Source organism: Stenotrophomonas sp. SbOxS2 (assembly GCF_013416715.1).
GTDB classification, from domain to species: Bacteria; Pseudomonadota; Gammaproteobacteria; order Xanthomonadales; family Xanthomonadaceae; genus Stenotrophomonas; species Stenotrophomonas lactitubi.
The window spans coordinates 756,725-774,759 of record NZ_JAAVXD010000007.1 but is presented as its reverse complement, the minus strand read 5'-3'; the positions used below and the strand labels follow the sequence as shown (position 1 = coordinate 774,759).

Sequence of the window (18,035 nt, the reverse complement as noted above, 5' to 3'; positions counted from 1 at the left end):
GCAAGGGTCAAAGGGAGCCACGGGGGGCGGCGGTGTCGCCACGGATGATCTCGATGCCCGCCGGTCGCGGTGTCGAGCGGCGCTGCACCGGTGCACGCGCCGGCGTTTCGTGAGCGTTGCGCTGCACGCTGCTGCCGCGGCCAGCCAGTGCGTCGCCATCCAGGCCTGCGTAGGCGTTGTTCTCCGGTCGCTGCAGAGCCTGCTGCTGTTCGTTGTCCAGGCCGCGCACCGGGTCAAGCACGCCGCGCGCCTGCGGGAACAGCGCCAGGTCCGGCAGGCCGGTATCGGCGGGATTGCGCAGGGCCAGGAACAGCTTGCCCTGCTGCGCGCCGAGCAGCAGGCGGTTGGCGTCGGCCACCGGTACCGCCAGCACTGCGGTGCGTGCCGGTTGCGTGGCATCGCTGCCGTTTCCGTTGCTGTGGCCGCTGCTGGAACCATTGGTGATATCGGCCGCGCGTGAGTCGTTGCTGGCCGTGGCCGGTGCCGCACCCTGGGCAGGGCCGGGGGCCACCGCGATGTCCTGCTGACCGTAGCTGAGCACGCGCAGGCGCGACAGCAGCAAACGGGTCTGTGCGATGTCCTGCTGGCCGTTGTAGCTGGTAGCGGCGCTGCGCAGGTTGAGGAACACGTCGACGAAATCGCCGGGCAGGATGCGGTTGCCTGCCGCGACCAGCTCATCGACCGGCACCGCCAGCGCCCGTTCCCCCGGCCGCAGCTGCAGCGAGAAGCCCTGCGCGAGCAGGCTGGCGCCAATCGCGCTGCCTTCGCTGATGTCCTGTACCGGCACCTTGCCGACCACCGCTGCCAGGTCGGCCGCCGCCCCCGGCACTTCTGCGGTGCGTTGTGTCAGCCGTACGCCATTGGCGCTGATCGGCTCGCCGGCAGGCAGCCGCGCGGTGGCTTCGACGACACTGAAGGTCTGCGCATCGGCCGTTACGATCGTGCTCGGATTGTCCGCCGAGGCCGCCGGCTTGCGGCCGATCACGAAGGCGACCACGGCGAGCAGCACCGCGAGTGCAATCAGGGCGATAGCGGCGATGCGGGTCAACTTGAGCATGAAGAACGTCTCCTGTACCGATCGTCAGTTGCTGCCAAGGTCCAGCTGGGCGACCGCGACGCTGCGAATGGGGGCGCCCATCACCCAGCCGTAGAGCGTGGCGGTGCCGGGCAGGAAGGGGTGGGCGTTGTAGTCGTAGCTCACGGTCACGGTCATGCATTGCACCGTCGCCAGTCCGGCGCAGGGCGCCTGCGGCGAGACCACGATGGCACCGGCGCCGCCAGCGCTGCAGTCCGGGTTCTGCCTGGAAAACTGCAACAGCCATTGCATGGAGCGGCGGGCCGCCAGGCAGGCTGCGGTGCGCCGCTCGCCGGCGCTGCCATAGCGCAGCGAAGCGCGCGCGCCCTCGGCCGAGGCCGTGGCCAGGGTCTGCTGCGCGGCCATGATCAGCACGCCGGAAAAGGTGAACAGCAACAGCGGCACCAGGCCGAGAAGCAGCATCAGTGCGAATTCGATGCTGGCCACGCCGCGTTGGCGGCGACGTGCGAACGCTTTCATGCCACGCCTCCATAAGTGGTTGCCAATACCCAGCCAATCGCAGCGAAGGCCAGGTAGGCCGCGTAAGGAATGCCCTGGCGCCCCGCGCGCGCAGCGTGGAGTTCGCGCAGTGCAGGGTGCTCATTCCAGTGCGTGCTGGCGCGATTTACCTGCATCTGCAGGCGCAGCGGCAGGTGACCGGCCAACTGCCGTCCGGCAATCACCAGCATGGCGTGGGCGCCTGCGGCCAGGCTGGCAAGCACCCATACCGGCAGCAATGCCTTCCAGCCCAGCAGCAGGCCGAGCACGGCGAAGAACTTCACATCGCCAGCGCCCATCCAGCGCACCGCGTAGAACGGCAGCAGAGCCAGCAGGCCAAGTGCCGCGCCCAGCAGGTGGGGCGCCCAGGTCGTGCGCGTTGCAGTGAACTGGTTGGCGATGATCAGTGGCACGGCGATCGCGCACGCGGCCAGCAGCCAGGTGTTGGGCACGCGGCGGGCGTACAGATCGCTGATCGCGATCCGCAGGCACACTCCCATGGCCAGCAATCCCAGCAGTGTCATCGCACACCCTCTTCGTCCGTCATTGGACAGTTGCAGACCCCTTCATCGGCCACCGCGGTCGCCATCGAAGCGACCGCAGGTGCTGCACCCCGCGCGGCGGCTAGGTGGTGGTGGCGTCGGTGGCGATGGCCTGCAGGCGGGTGAACAACGTGGTGAAGAATGCGGTGATCTGGGTTCTGCCCACCACGATCAGGATGCCGGCGATCACGGCGGCCAGCAGCCCGTATTCGAGCGCGGTCACGCCATCTTCTTCTTTCAGGAACTTGCGGATCGATGCGTTCATGACGGTTGTCTCCCTCTACCTGTCAGTTGCTGCAGGAAACCTGCATGGGCGGTGGCCCGGCTCCGCCGGGACCGTCCGTAGGCCTCTGCCATCCTGGCGGAGGAGGCACGGCGGGCAATCCCGCTGTGCTCAAGCAGGGTGATCATTCCCGGGCAGGGCAGCGGCCGCGCAACCGCGACCGCACGGCACCGGGCCGGTGGTCGAAACGGTATTTCGCAGGTGCATGGTCATGCTGTCCCCCTGGGTGTGGCCGCTATCTGCGTGCCCGATCACCGTGTATTCGACTTTGCCTGAATGGCGGTTCCCTGCAACCGGAACCTATATGCAAATTCGGCAGATTCGGGGAATTGCTGAATATTCCGATCACGATCTGTGACGTAAATCCGTTCCTGCGCAAAACGATTCATGCTCGTGCAGATAATGTGAGGTCGATCTGCGCCCATGCGAAAACCATGCCACTCGCACACACAATTTCTTCACGCAGCCGATAATCCGTCTGCCTTGAAACATCCTGTTTACGGCCGCGGATTATCGGGCATACTCGCATTCAAGGTTTTGCATTTTCATGGATGGACGCGCGTTCTACGCAGCGACCATCACGGCAACGGACGATGCTCTTGGAAACGGCGTGCGCCCTGTCAGGCAGTGGGGGCGGGGTCGTGCAGCAGACCAAACGGGGGACGACACTGTCATGGTCGATGGTGGGGTGGAAGACAACGACGACGGCGATCTCAGGTCGATCGACCTGGCCACGCTGAGCGGCGTGCTCCGCGTGTGCGATGTGGAGCTGTTGCTGCTTGATGGCAATGGTCCGCGCGCGGCATTCGCTTCGCGCGTTCACGAGGAAGCCCTGTTCTGCAGTATCACCTGCGGCTTCCATTGTCGCGGCCGATTCATGCTGCCCCCCGACTGGGCGATGCTCGGTTACCTGCACACCACCGACGATGCACTGAGCTGGTGCCATGGCGTGCCGCTGACGCCGGGAATGGCGCTGGCCGTGATGCCCGAAGGCATCAGTGAGTTCACGCTCAGCCCCGGCACGCAGATGACGCTGATGCTGGTGCCGGTCGCGCGCGTGCAGCGCAAGCTGACCGAATTGAGCCTGCGCAGCACGCCACCGGCGGGGCAGGCACTTTCGTTGTTCAACCTCGGCGATGATGCAATGCCTCTGGTACGCCATTACCAGCAGCTGCATGCACAGCTGGGGCAGGGCGGTGCGCTGCAGCCGGAAGAAACCGAGCGCCTGCTGCATGAGCATATCCAGGCGCTGCTCGGTGGAGGCCCAGCCGACCGGCCCAGCTGCAGTCGCGCCCGCCGCACGCATTACCTGATCGCGCAGCGGGCGGAGAACTTCATGCGCCTCAACCTGCGGCGCAATATCTACATGAATGAAATCTGCGACGCCGCCGGCGTCAGCGAACGCGGCCTGCGCTATGCGTTCGAGGATCTGTTCGGCACCTCGCCCAATCGCTACCTGTCGATGCTGCGGCTGTGCGCGGCCTGCCGCAGCCTGTCGATGGCCGATTCCAACCGGCGCTCGGTCAAGGCCATCGCGCTCAGTTGCGGGCTGTGGGATCTGTCGCGCTTTGCCGACAACTATCGGAAAGTCTTTGGCGAACTGCCGCGCGACACCCTGATGCGCGCGCCCGCACAGCTCGGCCAACCGGCCTGAGGGTATCGGCCGGGCTGCCGCCCGGCACCCGCGGTAGTGCCGGCCGCTGGCCGGCAACCTCAACAGCAACAGCCACAGCAACAGCAACAGCAACAGCAACAGCCGGCTCTGGGTTTTCTGTGGGTTGGCGGGGCGGTGTGGGCTTGCAGGACACGCCGTAAACCCATCCATGGGGGCTCGATGGCGCCATCCATGGCGCCAACGGTCCTGCAAGCCCACACCGCCCCACCCCTGACAGTTTCCCGAGGGCGGTTGGATTGACTGTCATGCATTCACTGCGGGCGTGAGTGCAACCTCGATTTTCATTGATTATTTCGATCTAAATGAAAAATGATGATCCGACTTTCCCTCAGCCGGGCATGGCCCGGCTCTACAGGAAAGCGCGCGGGAAACTGTCGAAGGCGGGGTGGGTCCGGTTGCGGGGGTGTCCGCGGCATGGATGCCGCGGCCAAGCCTACAGGGACGTATTTACGGCGTCCCCCGCAACCGGACCCACCCCGCCATCCCCCAGGAACCCAGCTTCTGCCGTTGCTTTTGCCGTTGCTGTTGCCTTTGACGTGGCCTCTGCGGGTGCCGGGCGCAGCCCGGCCAGCCCTCCCTGCCGGTTTTGCATATGCGGCTGCCGAATCCGGCCGTGGATTTGCCGGAATGCGCGATTGCCCTGCCGGAATGAAGTGCTCAGCCCTCGCTGAAAGGCGCGAAATGTCAGTCACCTGCCTAACGGCAAGTCCACTGACATTCAAGTTGTCCGCCTACGGGGGAAATGCTCATGAACCGCATCTACCGGCGTGTATGGAACCGCCAGCTCAATGCTCTGGTTGTGGCCTCGGAACTGGCCACCGGCGATAGCGGTGGTACCGCACCGCGCGACCGCCGTGCCAGCCTTCTGGTGCCCAGCACCCTGGCCCTGGCACTGCTGTGCGTGCTGGCCAGCGGGCCTGCGGCGGCAACAGAGTCCAGCCAATCCCTGCGCGATCTGCAGGCATTGGCAGCCAAGTACACCCAGCCGATGCCGGTGAAGGTCGATGCCGAAGTGGCGCTGGCAGCGGCCGCACGACAGGCCCAGGCGAACCCGGCGATCAGTGCGAACGCACGCGTCGGCCTGCAGCTGAGCACGACCTCGCTGCCGGTGGTGCGCGACGTCCTGCCGGCCACCGTGCAGGTCAAGCTGGCCGCCGGCGCCACGCCGCGCCAGGTGACCGCAACGGCGCTCGGCGCCGACGTGCGCGCCAACATCGGCGTCGGCAACGCAGCCTCCGCCCGTGTCGATGCAGCGCTTGCCGCGAACGTCGCACCGGCCGCGCAGGCACCGTTGGGCCTGTCTGCCAATGCGGCAGCAAAGGCCAACGTCGGTATCGCCGGTACGCCGATTGCCAGCGTCGATGCCGGTACCCAGGTTGCCGCCGCAGCAAGTGCAACGCCGTCCGGATTGAAAGCGGCCGTCGATGGCAAGGTCGATTCGCATCTGGTCGTGGCCGGCAACCCCATCGAAGGACAAGGCCAGGCCGGTGCCACCGCCGCGGTCACACTACCGGCCAAGGAAGAGCTGCCGGGCGACACCGATGACCGCGCGATCACCGCCGCATTTGATACCGGCGTGGCGGGCAAGGTACGCGTACAGGGCAAGGACGGCGAAGAACTCGTCGCTGATCGCAACCTCAAGCTGGCCGGCACCGCAACCGTCGCCGCACAGAACAGCGCGCTGGGCCTGGGCGGCCTGCTCAACGGTGTCGGCACTGCGCTGAACGGCGTTGGCAGCGCTGTCGGCAGCCTGCTCAACGGCGATCTCAACGGCACTGTCGGCAACCTGACCGGCGCCGTCGGCGGTCTGGTCGGCAACACCCTGGGCAGCCTCGGCCTGACCTCGCCGTCGGCCATCCCGCCGACCAGCCCGAAGGCGCCCGCAGCCGCCGACCCGAATGCGGGCCTGGTGATCGGCACCGGTGGCCTGGTGGGCGGTGTCACCGAACTGCTTGGCCCGACCACTGCCAGCCTGTTCGGCGGCACCGGCTACCTGTCCAACGGCAACCTCAAGCTCAGCACCGCCAACGTCATGCAGACCTACTCCACGGTCAACGTGCTGGGCCTGCCGGTGGTCAACGCCACGCCGGTCGGTACCACGCTCAATGGACTGGGTGGCGCGGTCACCGGTGGCAGCTCGCACCTGACCCTGATCGGCGGCGTCACCTCCGACAGCTACATCTACAACATCAACAATGGCAATCCCGGTGGCCTGCTGGGCCTGCTGCTGCCCAAGGATTCGCCGGCCTGGGCGGCCAAGTGCCTGGACATTGCACTGGCCGATATCTCCTGCTGGGCGGTCAACGCCGCGCAGGACTACCAGGTGCTGATGGGCGATGGCGCCTATGCCAACGGTTCGAAGGAAGTGGTGATCGGCGCCAATGCCCGCCATGAGCTGCCGAAGGTCGATGCCAACGTGGCCTTCCCCGGCGCGGGCGCCAATGATCCGACCGATCCGACCGGCGTTCCCACCGCCGACTACGCGGCACGCATGGGGCACTCGGTGGTGGTCGGCGACAGTGCCAGCGGCACCGCCAACGGGCAGACCCTGCTCGGCGCGGAGAGCACCTCCAACCAGGCCAATTCGGTGGCATTGGGTTACCGCTCGGCTGCACTGCGCGGCGCCCAGGCCAGCTACAGCGCCTATGGCCTGACCACCGCGCAGGTGTCGGCCGGTGAAGTGTCGGTAGGCACCGCCGGTGGCGGCGAGCGGCAGATCACCAACCTCGCGGCCGGCAGCGCCAACACCGATGCGGTCAACGTGGCCCAGCTGAAGGGCGCCATCAGCCAGATCGATGCGGTCGGCGCAGCGGCGGTCACCTATGACCTGGATGGTGCAGGCGATCCCAACTACCGCCGTGTCACCCTCGGCAATGGCACCGGCACCACCACCATCGGCAACCTGGCCGCCGGCGCGGTCAATGCCACCAGCAGCGAGGCGGTCAACGGTGCGCAGCTGTTCGCCAGCAACGACACCATGGCGAAGTTCTTTGGCGGACGCGCAGCATTCGATCCGCTCACCAGCACGTTCACCGCACCGCTGTTCGAGATCAGCACCATCTCCACCGGTGGCGCCGTGGCCTCTGGGCTGTATGACAACGTCACCGACGCCTTCGATGCGGTGGATGGCTCGCTGGTCAACCTCAACACGCAGATCAACGACATCCGCAACACCGGCACCCGGTACCTGCGGGTGAATTCGACCGGTGCTGACGCCGTGGCCAGCGGTACCGAAGCGATCGCCGTCGGTGCCGGTGCCAGCGCAACCGCCGCCAACAGCATCGCGGTCGGTGCCGGCAGCCTGGCCGACCGTGCCAACAGCGTGTCGATCGGTGCCGCAGGCGCCGAACGCCAGGTCACCAATGTCGCCGCCGGTACCGCCAGCACCGATGCGGTCAACCTGGGCCAGTTGCAGGCCTCGGAAGAGGGCGCGCTGCGCTACGACCTCAACGGCGACGGCAGCGTCAACTACGGCAGCGCTACGCTGGGCCAGTCCGGCACGGCCACCACGCTGCGCAACCTTGGCCCGGGCCAGATCAGCGCGGCCAGCAGCGAAGCGATCAACGGTGCGCAGCTGTTCGCGGCCAACCAGACCGTGGCCACCCATCTCGGCGGCGGCGCTGCGGTGGATGCCAATGGCGTGGTTACCGCACCGACCTACACGCTCAACAATGTCGCCGCCAATGGCACCGTCAGCCAGGGCAGCTACAACGACGTCGGCACGGCCTTCGATGCGGTCAGCAATTCGCTGGCCAACGTTGCAGACCAGACCGATGACCTGGACAAGCGCGCCGTGAAATATGACGTGGATGGGAGTGGCAACGTGGTCGATACCGTGACCCTCAGTGGTACCGGCGGTGCACCGGTGAAAGTCACCAACGTGGCTGCCGGCAGCATCCTGGCGGGCAGCAGCGATGCCATCACCGGCGACCAGCTGTTCAGCACCCACCAGACCGTGGCCAGCTACTTCGGTGGCAGCACCGTGTACAACGGCAGCACCGGCCTGTGGACCGCGCCGACCTTCAACATCTCCACCATCGCCACCGATGGCACCATCACCGGCAACGACTACAGCAACGTCACTGCGGCGTTCTCCGCAGTGGATGGCTCGCTGCGGGTGCTCAACCAGCGCATCAGCAACGGCGGCGGCAGCCCGTACCTGGCGGTCAACTCCACTGCCGCAGCGGCGACGGCCACCGGTGCCGAAGCACTGGCGGTCGGCCCGCAGGCCAGTGCAGCGGGCGCGGGCAGTGTGGCGGTCGGCAACGGCGCCGATGCCAGCGCAGGCAACAGTGTTGCGCTGGGTGCTGGCTCGGTGGCCAGTGTCGGCGCGCAGACCGGCTATACCGGAGCCTACGGCCAGACCGGTGCCAGCAACTCGTCCGGTGAAGTGGCGGTGGGCAGCAGCGGCAGCGAGCGCAAGGTCACCCACGTGGCCGATGGCTCCGACGACCACGACGCGACCAACGTCGGCCAGCTGAAGAACGGCGTCAACTACGCCATCGACCAGTCCAAGTCCTACACCGACCAGAAGATCCAGAACATCACCAACGTCGCCGGCAGCTTCCGTGCCAACAACAGCAACAACCTGGCCGATCCGTCCGCCAGCGGTGCCAACTCCGCCGCAGGCGGTGCCGGCTCCACCGCTGCCGGGGCGAACTCGACCGCACTGGGCAACGGTTCGCAGGCACAGGCCGACAACTCGGTGGCGCTGGGTGCAGGCTCGGTCGCCAACCGCGCCAATACGGTGTCGGTGGGGGCAGCCGGTGCCGAACGCCAGGTGGTCAACGTGGCCGACGGTTCGCAGGCAACGGATGCGGTCAACGTGCGTCAGCTGCAGGCTTCGCAGCAGGGCACGATCCGCTATGACACCACCACCAACGGCACCACCAACTACAACAGCGTCACCCTGGGCAGCACCAGCAGCGGCCCGACCACGGTGCGCAACGTCGCCGCCGGCACCGCCGGTACCGACGCGGTCAATGTCGACCAGCTGAAGTCGGGCATGGCGCAGACGCTGGACTGGTCCAAGGCCTACACCGATGAGCGCATGGGCGGCTTCGAACGCGACCTGCGCAAGACCGACAACCGTGCCTCGGCCGGTATCGCCTCGGCGATGGCAACCGCATCGCTGCCGCAGCCCAGCGAAGCCGGCCGCAACATGGCCTCGATCGCGGCGGGCAGCTACAACGGCGAATCCGGCGTGGCCCTGGGCATCTCCGGTGTTTCCGAGGGCGGCCGCTGGATCTACAAGTTCAGTGGTTCCACCAACAGCCGTGGCGAGGCCGGTGTGGCCGTCGGTGCTGGTATCCAGTGGTGATCGCCCGCGCCGGGTCGCACTTGCGGCCCGGCGCAGCGGGCAACGTCTACAGGGGGAATGACATGAAATCGCATCGCATCGCTCGCAGTGGCCGCGTCGCCGCCACGCTGGGCCTGATCCTGGCCGCAGGGCTGCTGGTTGCCTGCCGCAGCCACGCACCGGCCGCCGACGGTCCCGCCGGCAGCACTACCGTCACCTTCCCGGAGGCCAGCAAGGCATCGCTGAAGGAAGGCATCTATCCCGATATCGCCGACCTGCGCCGGTTCGCACCGGGCATGAGCAAGCGCCAGCTCTATACGTTGCTGGGCACCCCGCATTTCAATGAAGGCATGTGGGGCGTGCGCGAGTGGAACTACCTGTTCAACTTCCGCACCGCACAGGGCGCCGAATACTTCACCTGCCAGTTCCAGGTGCGCTTCGACAACAAGGGCATCGCCCAGGGCGGCTACTGGAAGCCTGAATCGTGCGCTGCCGTACTGGACCCGCCGCGTCCGCCTGCACCGCCACCGCCGGCGCCGTTGCCGGAGCAGCCGCTGCGACTGGCTGCCGATGCGCTGTTCGGTTTCGACAGTGCAGTGCTCAGCGCCACTGGTCAGCAGGCCGTGCAGGGCGTATTGGCGCAGGTGCGCGAGGCCAGCCAGGTGCAGTCGATCCAGGTGGTCGGCTACACCGACCGCATCGGCAGCGCTGCCTACAACCAGACGCTGTCGCAGCGGCGCGCCGAGGCGGTGCGCATGGCCCTGGTACAGGGCGGCGTATCAGCGGCGAGCATCAGCGCTGAAGGTCGCGGCGCGGCGGAACCACTGGTGCAGTGCGACCAGCGCAACCGGCGCGAACTGATTGCCTGCCTGGCGCCCAACCGCCGGGTGCAGATCGCCGGCGTGGCGCGGCCGCACTGAATCCCCGTGCCGGGGCGCGCCCCGGCATCCCGAGTCCCCCCTGTTCTGCCGGCAGGACGTGGAAACGTCTCCCCCGTTTTCCACGCCTGCCGGTGGGCAGGTTTCTTCCCTGGTGCACCTGATGAATGCCCAATTCCTGCCCTTGTCCATGAAGACGGAAGCCACTCTCAGTGTGTACGGCCAACTCGGCAACCATGCGGTGGTGCGCATTCCCGGGCGCCGGCTGCCGGGCCTGATCCTGCAGGCCGACACCGTTGCCGGGTTCCTCACCCAACTGCAGGAGGCGCAGGCGTGCTTGCGCAGCGGCCGCGCGCAGCGCGCCGACGCCGAGCTGGACATGCTGGTCGACATGCTCGAGCAGTGGTACGCGCTCATCGAATCGCGGCTGGCCGATGCAGGCGAGGCGCTGTAGAGAAGAGGGGACGGAGGGGATCAAGTCGTTTCCCGCACAGCCGGGGCATGAACGACGTGATCCCCTCCGTCCCCTTTTCTATTGCTAGGCGCGGGCGCGGATCATCCAGCAGGCGGCTTCCACCCGCACGCGATCACCGTCGATGAACGATGCGAACGCAGCCAGCGCGTGTTGCAGCAGCGCATCGGCGCGTTCGGCCGGCAGCGCACGCAGGGCCAGGCCCACGGGCCCAAGCTGGCCGACGTAGCTGGCCAGCGCGTCACGGGTGAGGAAACAGGTCAGGTCCAGCGGCGACACGTCCACGTCCTGCCATCCGGCACTCTGCAGCAGCCGACGCACCCGCTCGCCATCGGCGAAGGCGAACTGTCCTGGTGCACCCGGTGCTCGCGCTGGCAGCACCAACTGGTCTGCAAGGGCGCGTTCGGCGGCGGTCATGAACGGATTGTCCTGCGCGCTGCGCCAGGCGATGAAGCGCAGGCCCGCGCCGGCTAGGGCGGCACGGTGCAGGTTGGCGAAGGCGGCCTGCGTGTCCTCGAAGAACATCACCCCGAACCGCGACTGGATCCAATCGTAGCGCGCTGTCGCGAAGGCATGGCGCTGCGCGTCGGCAACGATGAAGTCGATGTCGCGCCCGATCGCGGCGGCACGCTGGCGGGCGAGGGCAAGCATCGGTGCGGAGATGTCGACGCCGGTGCAATGCGCATCGGGACGCATCGTGGCGGCGGTCAGCGTGCTGGCGCCGGTGCCACAGCCGATGTCCAGCAGTTCCTTGACGGCAGCCGGCAGCTCGTCGCGCAGGGCATCGGCCATCGGTTGGAACAGGCTGTCCAGCAGGGCCTGTTGCGCGACCCAGTTCTCGCCAGCGGGGCCGTTCCAGAGCGTGTTCTGATCGAGCGGGAGTGAATCGGCCATGGGCTTGCCTTGCGCGGGGAGTACGACCATGGTGGCGCTTGAAGCCCACTTGAGGTCAAGCACGATGCGGGAACTGGATATCGGTGAAGTGGTGCGCCGCAGCGGTGTACCGGCCTCCACCCTGCGCTACTACGAACAGCTGGGCCTGTTGCAGGTGCTGGGGCGGCGCGGCCTGCGCCGGCAGTACCACGAACAGGTGCTGGAACGGTTGGCGCTGATCGGCTTGGGGCAATCAGCAGGTCTGTCGCTGCAGCAGATCGGCGCGGCGATGCCGCAGGGGACAGGGCTTGCACTGGACCGCTCGGCATTGCTGGCCCAGGCCGATGCGCTGCAGCGGCAGATACGCGGGTTGCAGCGGGTGCAGGATCGGTTACGGCGGGCTGCAGCCTGTCCGCACGCTGACGATGCACGGCGCTGCGCCTCGTTCCGCAGGCTGCTGCATGCGCAGCAGCGCGTGGCGCATGGATGAGCAGTAGATCCATGTCATGCGTGGATGAACAGCCGATCCCCGCTCAATCGCGGGTGCTGACTTCCCAGGTGGCGTGCAGCACGCCCGGCACCTGCTCCATCCGCGCCAGCACCACGTCCAGCTCGTCGGCGCTGACCGCCGTGCTGACCAGGACGGCGATCACATCGGTGGGCGCATCGGCGTGCTCGACCAGCTGCACGTCGCCGACGGGATACTGCGCTGCTTCCAGTGCATCGACCAGGCGCTCGCGCACGCGCGGCACCGCGTCGGCATCCACGCTCAGGCGCACTTCGTAGGTCGCCTCGCTGGCGGCTTCGTTGATCGGGATGCGGTTGATTGCGTTCACCAGTGGCCGCAGCAGGGTGTTGCCGGCGATGATCAGTACGGTCAGCAGCACGCCTTCGGCCAGCATGTCCGCACCGGTACAGCTGCCCACGGCAGCCGAGCACCACAGCGTCGCGGCGGTGTTCAGGCCGCGCACGTTCATGCCTTCCTTCATGATCACGCCGGCGCCGAGGAAGCCGACGCCCGAGACCACGTACGAGATCACCCGCACGGCCTCGGCGCTGCCGGCGATACGCATGCCCAGATCAACGAAGGCGGCGGCGCCGACGGCCACCAGCACGTTGGTACGCAGGCCGGCGGTACGCTGTCGGTATTGGCGCTCGGCGCCGATCAGGGTGCCGAGCACGAACGCCGCCAGCAGGCTGACCACGGTGTCGGCGAAGGGGCCGGACTGGAAGGTTTCAATGAAGCGCATGGCCGCAGTCTACCTCCCGCAGGTGACAGTAGATCCACGCCATGCGTGGATGGGTGGGAGTGCCGGGACATCATCCACGCATGGCGTGGATCTACCAGTCGACGCGCAGTGGGGGCATTTCCGTGCTCCATGCCCTTGCCGTGCGTGGGCGGGACGGGGGCGCCGGGAAGGTCATCCACGCATGGCGTGGATCTACTCGTCGACGCGCTCGCCCATCATTTCGCGCTGGCGCTTGTCCAGCTCCTCCGCATAGCGCTTGCGCACGAATGCTTCAGACACCACGCCCAGTACCTGGCCATCGTCGGCCACCACCGCCAGCTCGTCGGCCTGGGTCTGGTCGAACCTCTGCATCACGCTCACCACATCCGCGCTGGTGGCAAGCGCTACGTCGTGGTTCTCGGCGAACGTACCCACCACGTCCTCGGGTTTTACGCCGTCGCCGAACAGGCGCGGGATCTGCACGATGCCGGCGTAGTGGCCTTCACTGTCGATCAGGATCACCCGGCTGCCCGAGCCCAGCGGGAAGCGCTGGCGGAAGGCGGCGGCATCGAGGTCGGCCGGGGCAGTGGCTACGCCTTTGCGCATCATCCGCCCGGCATTGAGGTTGTGCACCCAGCCGATGTCACGCGCGCTCTTGATGGTTTCCCCGCGCAGATGCATGCGCCAGGTCGAGAAGGAATAGCCGAACCATTGCCGCACCAGGGTGCTGGACACCAGCACGGCGCTCATCACCACGCTGGTCAGCAGGAAATCGTGGGTGCCTTCCAGCACCAGCATGGCCATGGTCATCGGCGCGCCAACCACCGCCGCGGCCAGTGCGGCCATGCCCGCCAGCGCCGCCGACGTGGCGTCGACCACCGGCACGCCGGTGGCCATCGCCAGCAGCCCGGCAAACAGCGTGCCGACCAGGGTGCCCATGAACAGCGAGGCGAAGAACAGGCCGCCGCGGAAGCCAAAACCCAGCGAGATGCCCGAGGCCAGGCATTTGAGGGTCAGCAGTCCGCCGATCCAGATCAGCGGCAGATGGGTGGTCAGGTCCAGGTGCAGTGCGCCATGGCCGGACGACAGCACCTGCGGGCTGGCCAGTGCCAGCGGAATCAGCAGCAGGCCGCCCACTACCGGCCGTCCCCATAGCGGCAATGGGCTGCGCTTGACCGTGCCCTCGATGGAGGCGATCAGGCGCATCACCACGATGCCGACCATGGCACAGCAGCAGCCGAGCAGGCCGTAGATCGCATAGTCGGCAGCGCGCACGTCGATGGTGGATGCCGCCGGCAGCAGATAGGCTTCCACGCCGGCCTGGTCGGCAACGAAGGCACCGGCCAGCGCCGCCACCGCCACCGGCGCCAGCGCAGCCGGCGTATAGGCACCGATGACGATCTCGAAGGCGTAGAACGCCCCGGCCAGCGGAGCGCCGAAGGCCGCGGCGATGGCACCGGCCGCACCGGCCCCGACCAGGATGCGCACGTCGTTGCGGCGCAGGCGCATCACTCGTCCCAGCTGCGAGCCGCTGCCGGCACCCATCTGCGTGTACGACGCTTCCAGTCCGACCGACGCGCCGCAGCCGTTGGAGACCAGGGTCTGGGTCAACACGATCAGGTTGTCACGCATCGACATGCGGCCGCCGTGCAGCGCATTGGCTTCCACGGCGTCCAGCAAGGGGCGCTTGAGGCGCGTTGCAGCAAGGCTGACCAGGCCCACCACCAGGCCGCCCAGCGGCAGTACCAGCAGCGCGGTCCAGCTCAGTGCGGGCAGCGAGCTCAGGCGCATGCCCTCGTCCAGCCCATACAGCGCAGTCTGCAGGGTGCGTGCCAGCCCGGCCTGCAACAGGGTCAGGCCACCGGCGATCAGCCCGACCAGCAGGGCCAGGGCGATGAACCACAGGTCGCTTCCGCGCAGGCGCAGGCGCAGGCCCTGGAAGGCCAGATGCAGGCGCGATGGCGAAGCGGCGGACGACATGGTGGCGGCATGATACGCCGCCACCGTGAGCGCCACCGTCACCGCATCAGGCGGTTACCGCACTCAGAAGCGGTAGCGGCCCTGCACGTAGAAGGTGCGCGGTGCGGCCACCATGCGCCCGGCGTTGCCATCCACGTTGCGGGTGTACCAGCGCTTGTCGGCCAGGTTGTTCACGCCCACCGCAATCTCGCTGTCGGCCAGCCAAGGCAGCTGCCAGGCGGCCTGCGCGTTCCATAGGCGTACGCCCGGCACGCGGCCTACGCGCGCATCGGCGGTTTCGTTCCAGGTGTTGGCGGCATCGGAGAACTGGCCGCTCTGGTGGGTGCTGGACACATTGAAGGTCCAGCCGGCCAGCGCATAGCGCGCGCCGATGCTGTCGGTATCGCGCGAATAGAACGGCACATCCAGGCCACGATTGTCGCCGGACTGCTGGATGGCCTTGGTCCAGGTGTAGTTCGCGTACAGCTCCAGCCCGGCCAGCGCGCTGCTCTCGGCGAAGCGGTATTCGATCGCGCTTTCCACACCCTTGTGGTCGGTGGCGCCGATGTTCTGGAAGGTGGGCGGGGTGATGCCCGGAATCTGCAGGATCTGGTTGTCGAAGCGCATCTTGAATACGGTCACTTCCGCACGCAGCGCGCCATCCTGCCAGCGCGCACCCAGTTCGGTGGTCCTGGCGATTTCCGGGTTCAGCGGATTGGTCGCGCTCTGCGAGTTGAGCTGGATGTTCTGCACCGGCCCGAAGGAGGTGGTGTAGTTGCCGAACACGGTCAGCTGCGGGGTCAGCAGGTAGGCGACGTTGAGCGAGGGCAGGGCCTTGTCGTTGCGGCTGCTGAAGGTTGCGCCGCCACCGGCCTGCCGGCGGTCCATGTCTATCCACTCCATGCGCACGCCGGGGGTGATCCGCCACTGGCCGATGGCGATGCGGTCATCAACGTAGAACGAGTGCGCATCGGTAGCGTTGTCGAAGCGGGTGGTGGCACTTTCCACGCCGGTGCGGCGCACCACCGTGTAGCTGCGGTCGTTGCCGCGCTCGCGCAGGAAGCGGTAGCCGGCGGTGATGTCGTGCACGCTGCTGCCCCAGTGCAGGCGCTGGGTGTAGCGCGGTTCGATGCCGAGCACGCGGTAGTCGCGCGGCTGCACGGTGATCTGCGTGTTGGCGGCGTTGATCAGCGAGCTGGCGCGGTTGCTTTCGTTGTAATACGCAAGCACCTCGAACTCGCTGTTCTGCGACAGCGTGTTGGTGTAGCCCAGGTCGACGCCGGTGCGATGGCCCTTCCAGAAGTCGGTCGGCCGGGTGTTCTGGAACGGATCGGTCTCGTACTGGGCGCGGGTAAGACCGCCCGGGGTCAGCGAACGCACGTTGTAGTACGAGAGTTTGGCGCGCAGTTCCTGCTGTGCATCGATGGCATAGGCGAACTTCAGTGCCAGGTCGTCGAAACGGTCATCGCTGCCCTGGCGCCAGCCGCGGCCGTCCTGCCCGGAATACAGCAGGGCGGCACCCAGACCGTTGTCGGCGGTGCCGCCGAGGAACGCGTTGTACTGGGTGCTGTCGCCGCCGCCGTGGTCGTAGGCGCTGTAGCGCACGCCGGCCTCGCCGTGCAGGCCGGCCGCGGTCGGAATCGCACGGGTGCTGAAGTTGATGATGCCGCCGACATTCTGCGGCCCGTAGCGCACCGCACCGCCGCCACGCACCACGTCGATCGACTCGATGTTGGCCAGGCTGGCCGGGGCGAACGACAGCTGCGGCTGCCCGTACGGCGCAACCGCCAGCGGCACGCCGTCCAGCAGTACGGTCGAGCGCGGCGAGTAGCGGCCGGTCAGGCCACGCACGCCGATGTTGAGCGACACCGAGCTGCCGGCGGTGCCGGAGTTGTCGGTCACCTGCACGCCGGGAATGCGGCGCATGGCATCGCCCAGGCTGGCGGCGCCGCTGGCCTCGATGCGCTGGCGATCAACCACGGTACGTGCGCCGGCGAAGCTCTTGACGCTGTCGTGCAGGCCGGTGCCCAGCCAGCTGCCCGATACCTGGATGCTGTCGAGCGTGGTGGCGCTGTCCTGCGCGAAGGCGCTGGCAGCCGGGATCAGGCACAGGGCGAGGGCGGCGGCCAAGGGCAGGCGGGCCGGTTGCAGGGCAGGGATGGGCATCGTTGCGGGCAGTGGAAGGGCGTAAATGAGAATTATTGCTGATTCCATTCGCCATTGGAATCGGCACACGGTTCAGCGCTTTGACCCGGTGGTAAAGTGATCAATTGCCTCCTGACCCGCTGAGATCTGCCATGTCCACTGCTGCTTTCTATCCCGTCGGAACCCCTGGCCAGCCGTGGGGCGTGGCGGAACGGGAGCAGTGGCGTGCGCGCCAGCAGCGCCTGCGCCGTTACGACGAGGAAGTGCTGCCGCGCATCGATGCACTGGCCGAGCGCTTCGACAAGGTGGCTTACGGCCAGCTCGACTATGCAGGCGAGACCTATACCCTGTTCGCCCTGCGCAGCCGCGACTGGAACCCGGCACTGCCGGCCGCGCTGGTGACCGGCGGTGTGCACGGCTACGAGACCAGTGGCGTGCTGGGCGCGCTGGAATTCCTCGAAAAACACGCCGACACCTATGCCGGCAAGGCCAACCTGCTTGTCGCGCCGTGCGTGAATCCATGGGGCTTCGAGCGCATCAACCGTTGGAACTTCGATGCGATCGACCCGAACCGCAACTTCCGCGCTGACGGCCCGGCCCGCGAATCGACGGCGCTGATCGAACTGATCGCACCGTTGAAGGGCCAGTTCGTGCTGCACATCGACCTGCACGAAACCACCGACAGCGACGAGAGCGAGTTCCGTCCCGCACTCGCCGCGCGCGATGGCAAGCCGTTCGAGCCAGGCCTGATTCCCGATGGCTTCTACCTGGTGGATGACAGCGAGAATCCGCAGCCGGCGTTCCAGCAGGCCGTGGTCGCCGAAGTGGAGAAGGTCACCCATATCGCACCGGCCGACGACAAGGGCGAGATCATCGGTTCGCCGGTGGTCGCGCATGGCGTCATCGAGTACGCGCTGGTGCCGCTGGGCCTGTGCGCCGGCATCACCGGGGCGAAGTACACCACCACCACCGAGGTCTACCCGGACAGCCCGCGGGCGACGCCGCAGCAGTGCAACGACGCGCAGGTGGCAGCGGTGTGCTCGGCGCTGGATTACGCGCTCGCCCATCGTTGATCGGTAGTGCCGGCCGCTGGCCGGCAACCACGGG

Annotated in this window: 14 protein-coding genes; 6 read left to right on the top strand and 8 right to left on the bottom strand. The window is 67.3% G+C overall.

What is annotated here, in order from left to right; translation table 11 throughout:
- Positions 1–7: 7 nt before the first annotated feature.
- The 4 genes from cpaB to HFK18_RS18125 all read right to left on the bottom strand — a co-directional run bounded on the left by cpaB (position 8) and on the right by HFK18_RS18125 (position 2,380).
- A complete protein-coding gene (gene cpaB, locus HFK18_RS18140) occupies positions 8–1,057 on the bottom strand; it encodes a Flp pilus assembly protein CpaB (protein ID WP_180167319.1) in 1,050 nt (349 codons plus the stop codon).
- A 24-nt stretch (positions 1,058–1,081) separates the two neighbouring features.
- The gene (locus HFK18_RS18135) at positions 1,082–1,555 is read right to left on the bottom strand and encodes a TadE/TadG family type IV pilus assembly protein (protein WP_089235916.1); all 474 of its coding nucleotides are present in this window, start codon (positions 1,553–1,555) and stop codon (positions 1,082–1,084) included.
- Positions 1,552–2,097 (bottom strand): prepilin peptidase, encoded by a 546-nt coding sequence (locus tag HFK18_RS18130; protein ID WP_180167318.1) that lies wholly within the window; start codon positions 2,095–2,097, stop codon positions 1,552–1,554. The genes HFK18_RS18135 and HFK18_RS18130 overlap by 4 nt, the downstream gene beginning before the upstream one ends.
- 100 nt (positions 2,098–2,197) lie before the next feature.
- Positions 2,198–2,380, bottom strand: a complete 183-nt coding sequence (locus HFK18_RS18125; protein WP_025878547.1) for a Flp family type IVb pilin — start codon at positions 2,378–2,380, stop codon at positions 2,198–2,200.
- A 691-nt stretch (positions 2,381–3,071) separates the two neighbouring features.
- On the opposite strand from HFK18_RS18125, the gene HFK18_RS18120 reads away from it, so the two are divergent.
- The 4 genes from HFK18_RS18120 (at position 3,072) to HFK18_RS18105 (ending at position 10,704) form a co-directional block, all read left to right on the top strand.
- A complete protein-coding gene (locus tag HFK18_RS18120) occupies positions 3,072–4,052 on the top strand; it encodes a helix-turn-helix domain-containing protein (RefSeq protein WP_180167317.1) in 981 nt (326 codons plus the stop codon).
- Between the two features lie 769 nt (positions 4,053–4,821).
- Positions 4,822–9,393 (top strand): YadA-like family protein, encoded by a 4,572-nt coding sequence (locus tag HFK18_RS18115; RefSeq protein ID WP_180167316.1) that lies wholly within the window; start codon positions 4,822–4,824, stop codon positions 9,391–9,393.
- A 62-nt stretch (positions 9,394–9,455) separates the two neighbouring features.
- Positions 9,456–10,292, top strand: coding sequence for an OmpA family protein (locus tag HFK18_RS18110; protein WP_180167315.1), 837 nt, complete (start codon positions 9,456–9,458; stop codon positions 10,290–10,292).
- A gap of 121 nt (positions 10,293–10,413) precedes the next feature.
- A complete protein-coding gene (locus HFK18_RS18105) occupies positions 10,414–10,704 on the top strand; it encodes a hypothetical protein (RefSeq protein WP_170929478.1) in 291 nt (96 codons plus the stop codon).
- A gap of 84 nt (positions 10,705–10,788) precedes the next feature.
- Here the strand turns inward: HFK18_RS18105 and HFK18_RS18100 are convergent, their stop codons facing one another.
- On the bottom strand, positions 10,789–11,616 hold the full coding sequence (locus HFK18_RS18100) for a class I SAM-dependent methyltransferase (RefSeq protein ID WP_180167314.1): 828 nt from the start codon (positions 11,614–11,616) through the stop codon (positions 10,789–10,791).
- Positions 11,617–11,680: 64 nt separating this feature from the next.
- On the opposite strand from HFK18_RS18100, the gene HFK18_RS18095 reads away from it, so the two are divergent.
- Positions 11,681–12,085, top strand: coding sequence for a MerR family transcriptional regulator (locus HFK18_RS18095; RefSeq protein ID WP_180167313.1), 405 nt, complete (start codon positions 11,681–11,683; stop codon positions 12,083–12,085).
- A 43-nt stretch (positions 12,086–12,128) separates the two neighbouring features.
- Here the strand turns inward: HFK18_RS18095 and HFK18_RS18090 are convergent, their stop codons facing one another.
- The 3 genes from HFK18_RS18090 to HFK18_RS18080 form a co-directional block, all read right to left on the bottom strand.
- Entirely contained in the window at positions 12,129–12,845 is a 717-nt protein-coding gene (locus HFK18_RS18090; RefSeq protein WP_099818727.1) for an MgtC/SapB family protein, read from the bottom strand.
- Between the two features lie 192 nt (positions 12,846–13,037).
- Complete coding sequence (locus HFK18_RS18085) at positions 13,038–14,804, bottom strand: chloride channel protein (protein WP_218946793.1); 1,767 nt, start codon at positions 14,802–14,804, stop codon at positions 13,038–13,040.
- A 63-nt stretch (positions 14,805–14,867) separates the two neighbouring features.
- Entirely contained in the window at positions 14,868–16,949 is a 2,082-nt protein-coding gene (locus tag HFK18_RS18080; RefSeq protein ID WP_180167311.1) for a TonB-dependent siderophore receptor, read from the bottom strand.
- A 131-nt stretch (positions 16,950–17,080) separates the two neighbouring features.
- Between HFK18_RS18080 and HFK18_RS18075 the strand changes: the two genes are divergently transcribed.
- Positions 17,081–18,001 (top strand): M14 family metallocarboxypeptidase, encoded by a 921-nt coding sequence (locus HFK18_RS18075; RefSeq protein WP_180167310.1) that lies wholly within the window; start codon positions 17,081–17,083, stop codon positions 17,999–18,001.
- The last annotated feature ends 34 nt before the right edge of the window (positions 18,002–18,035 follow it).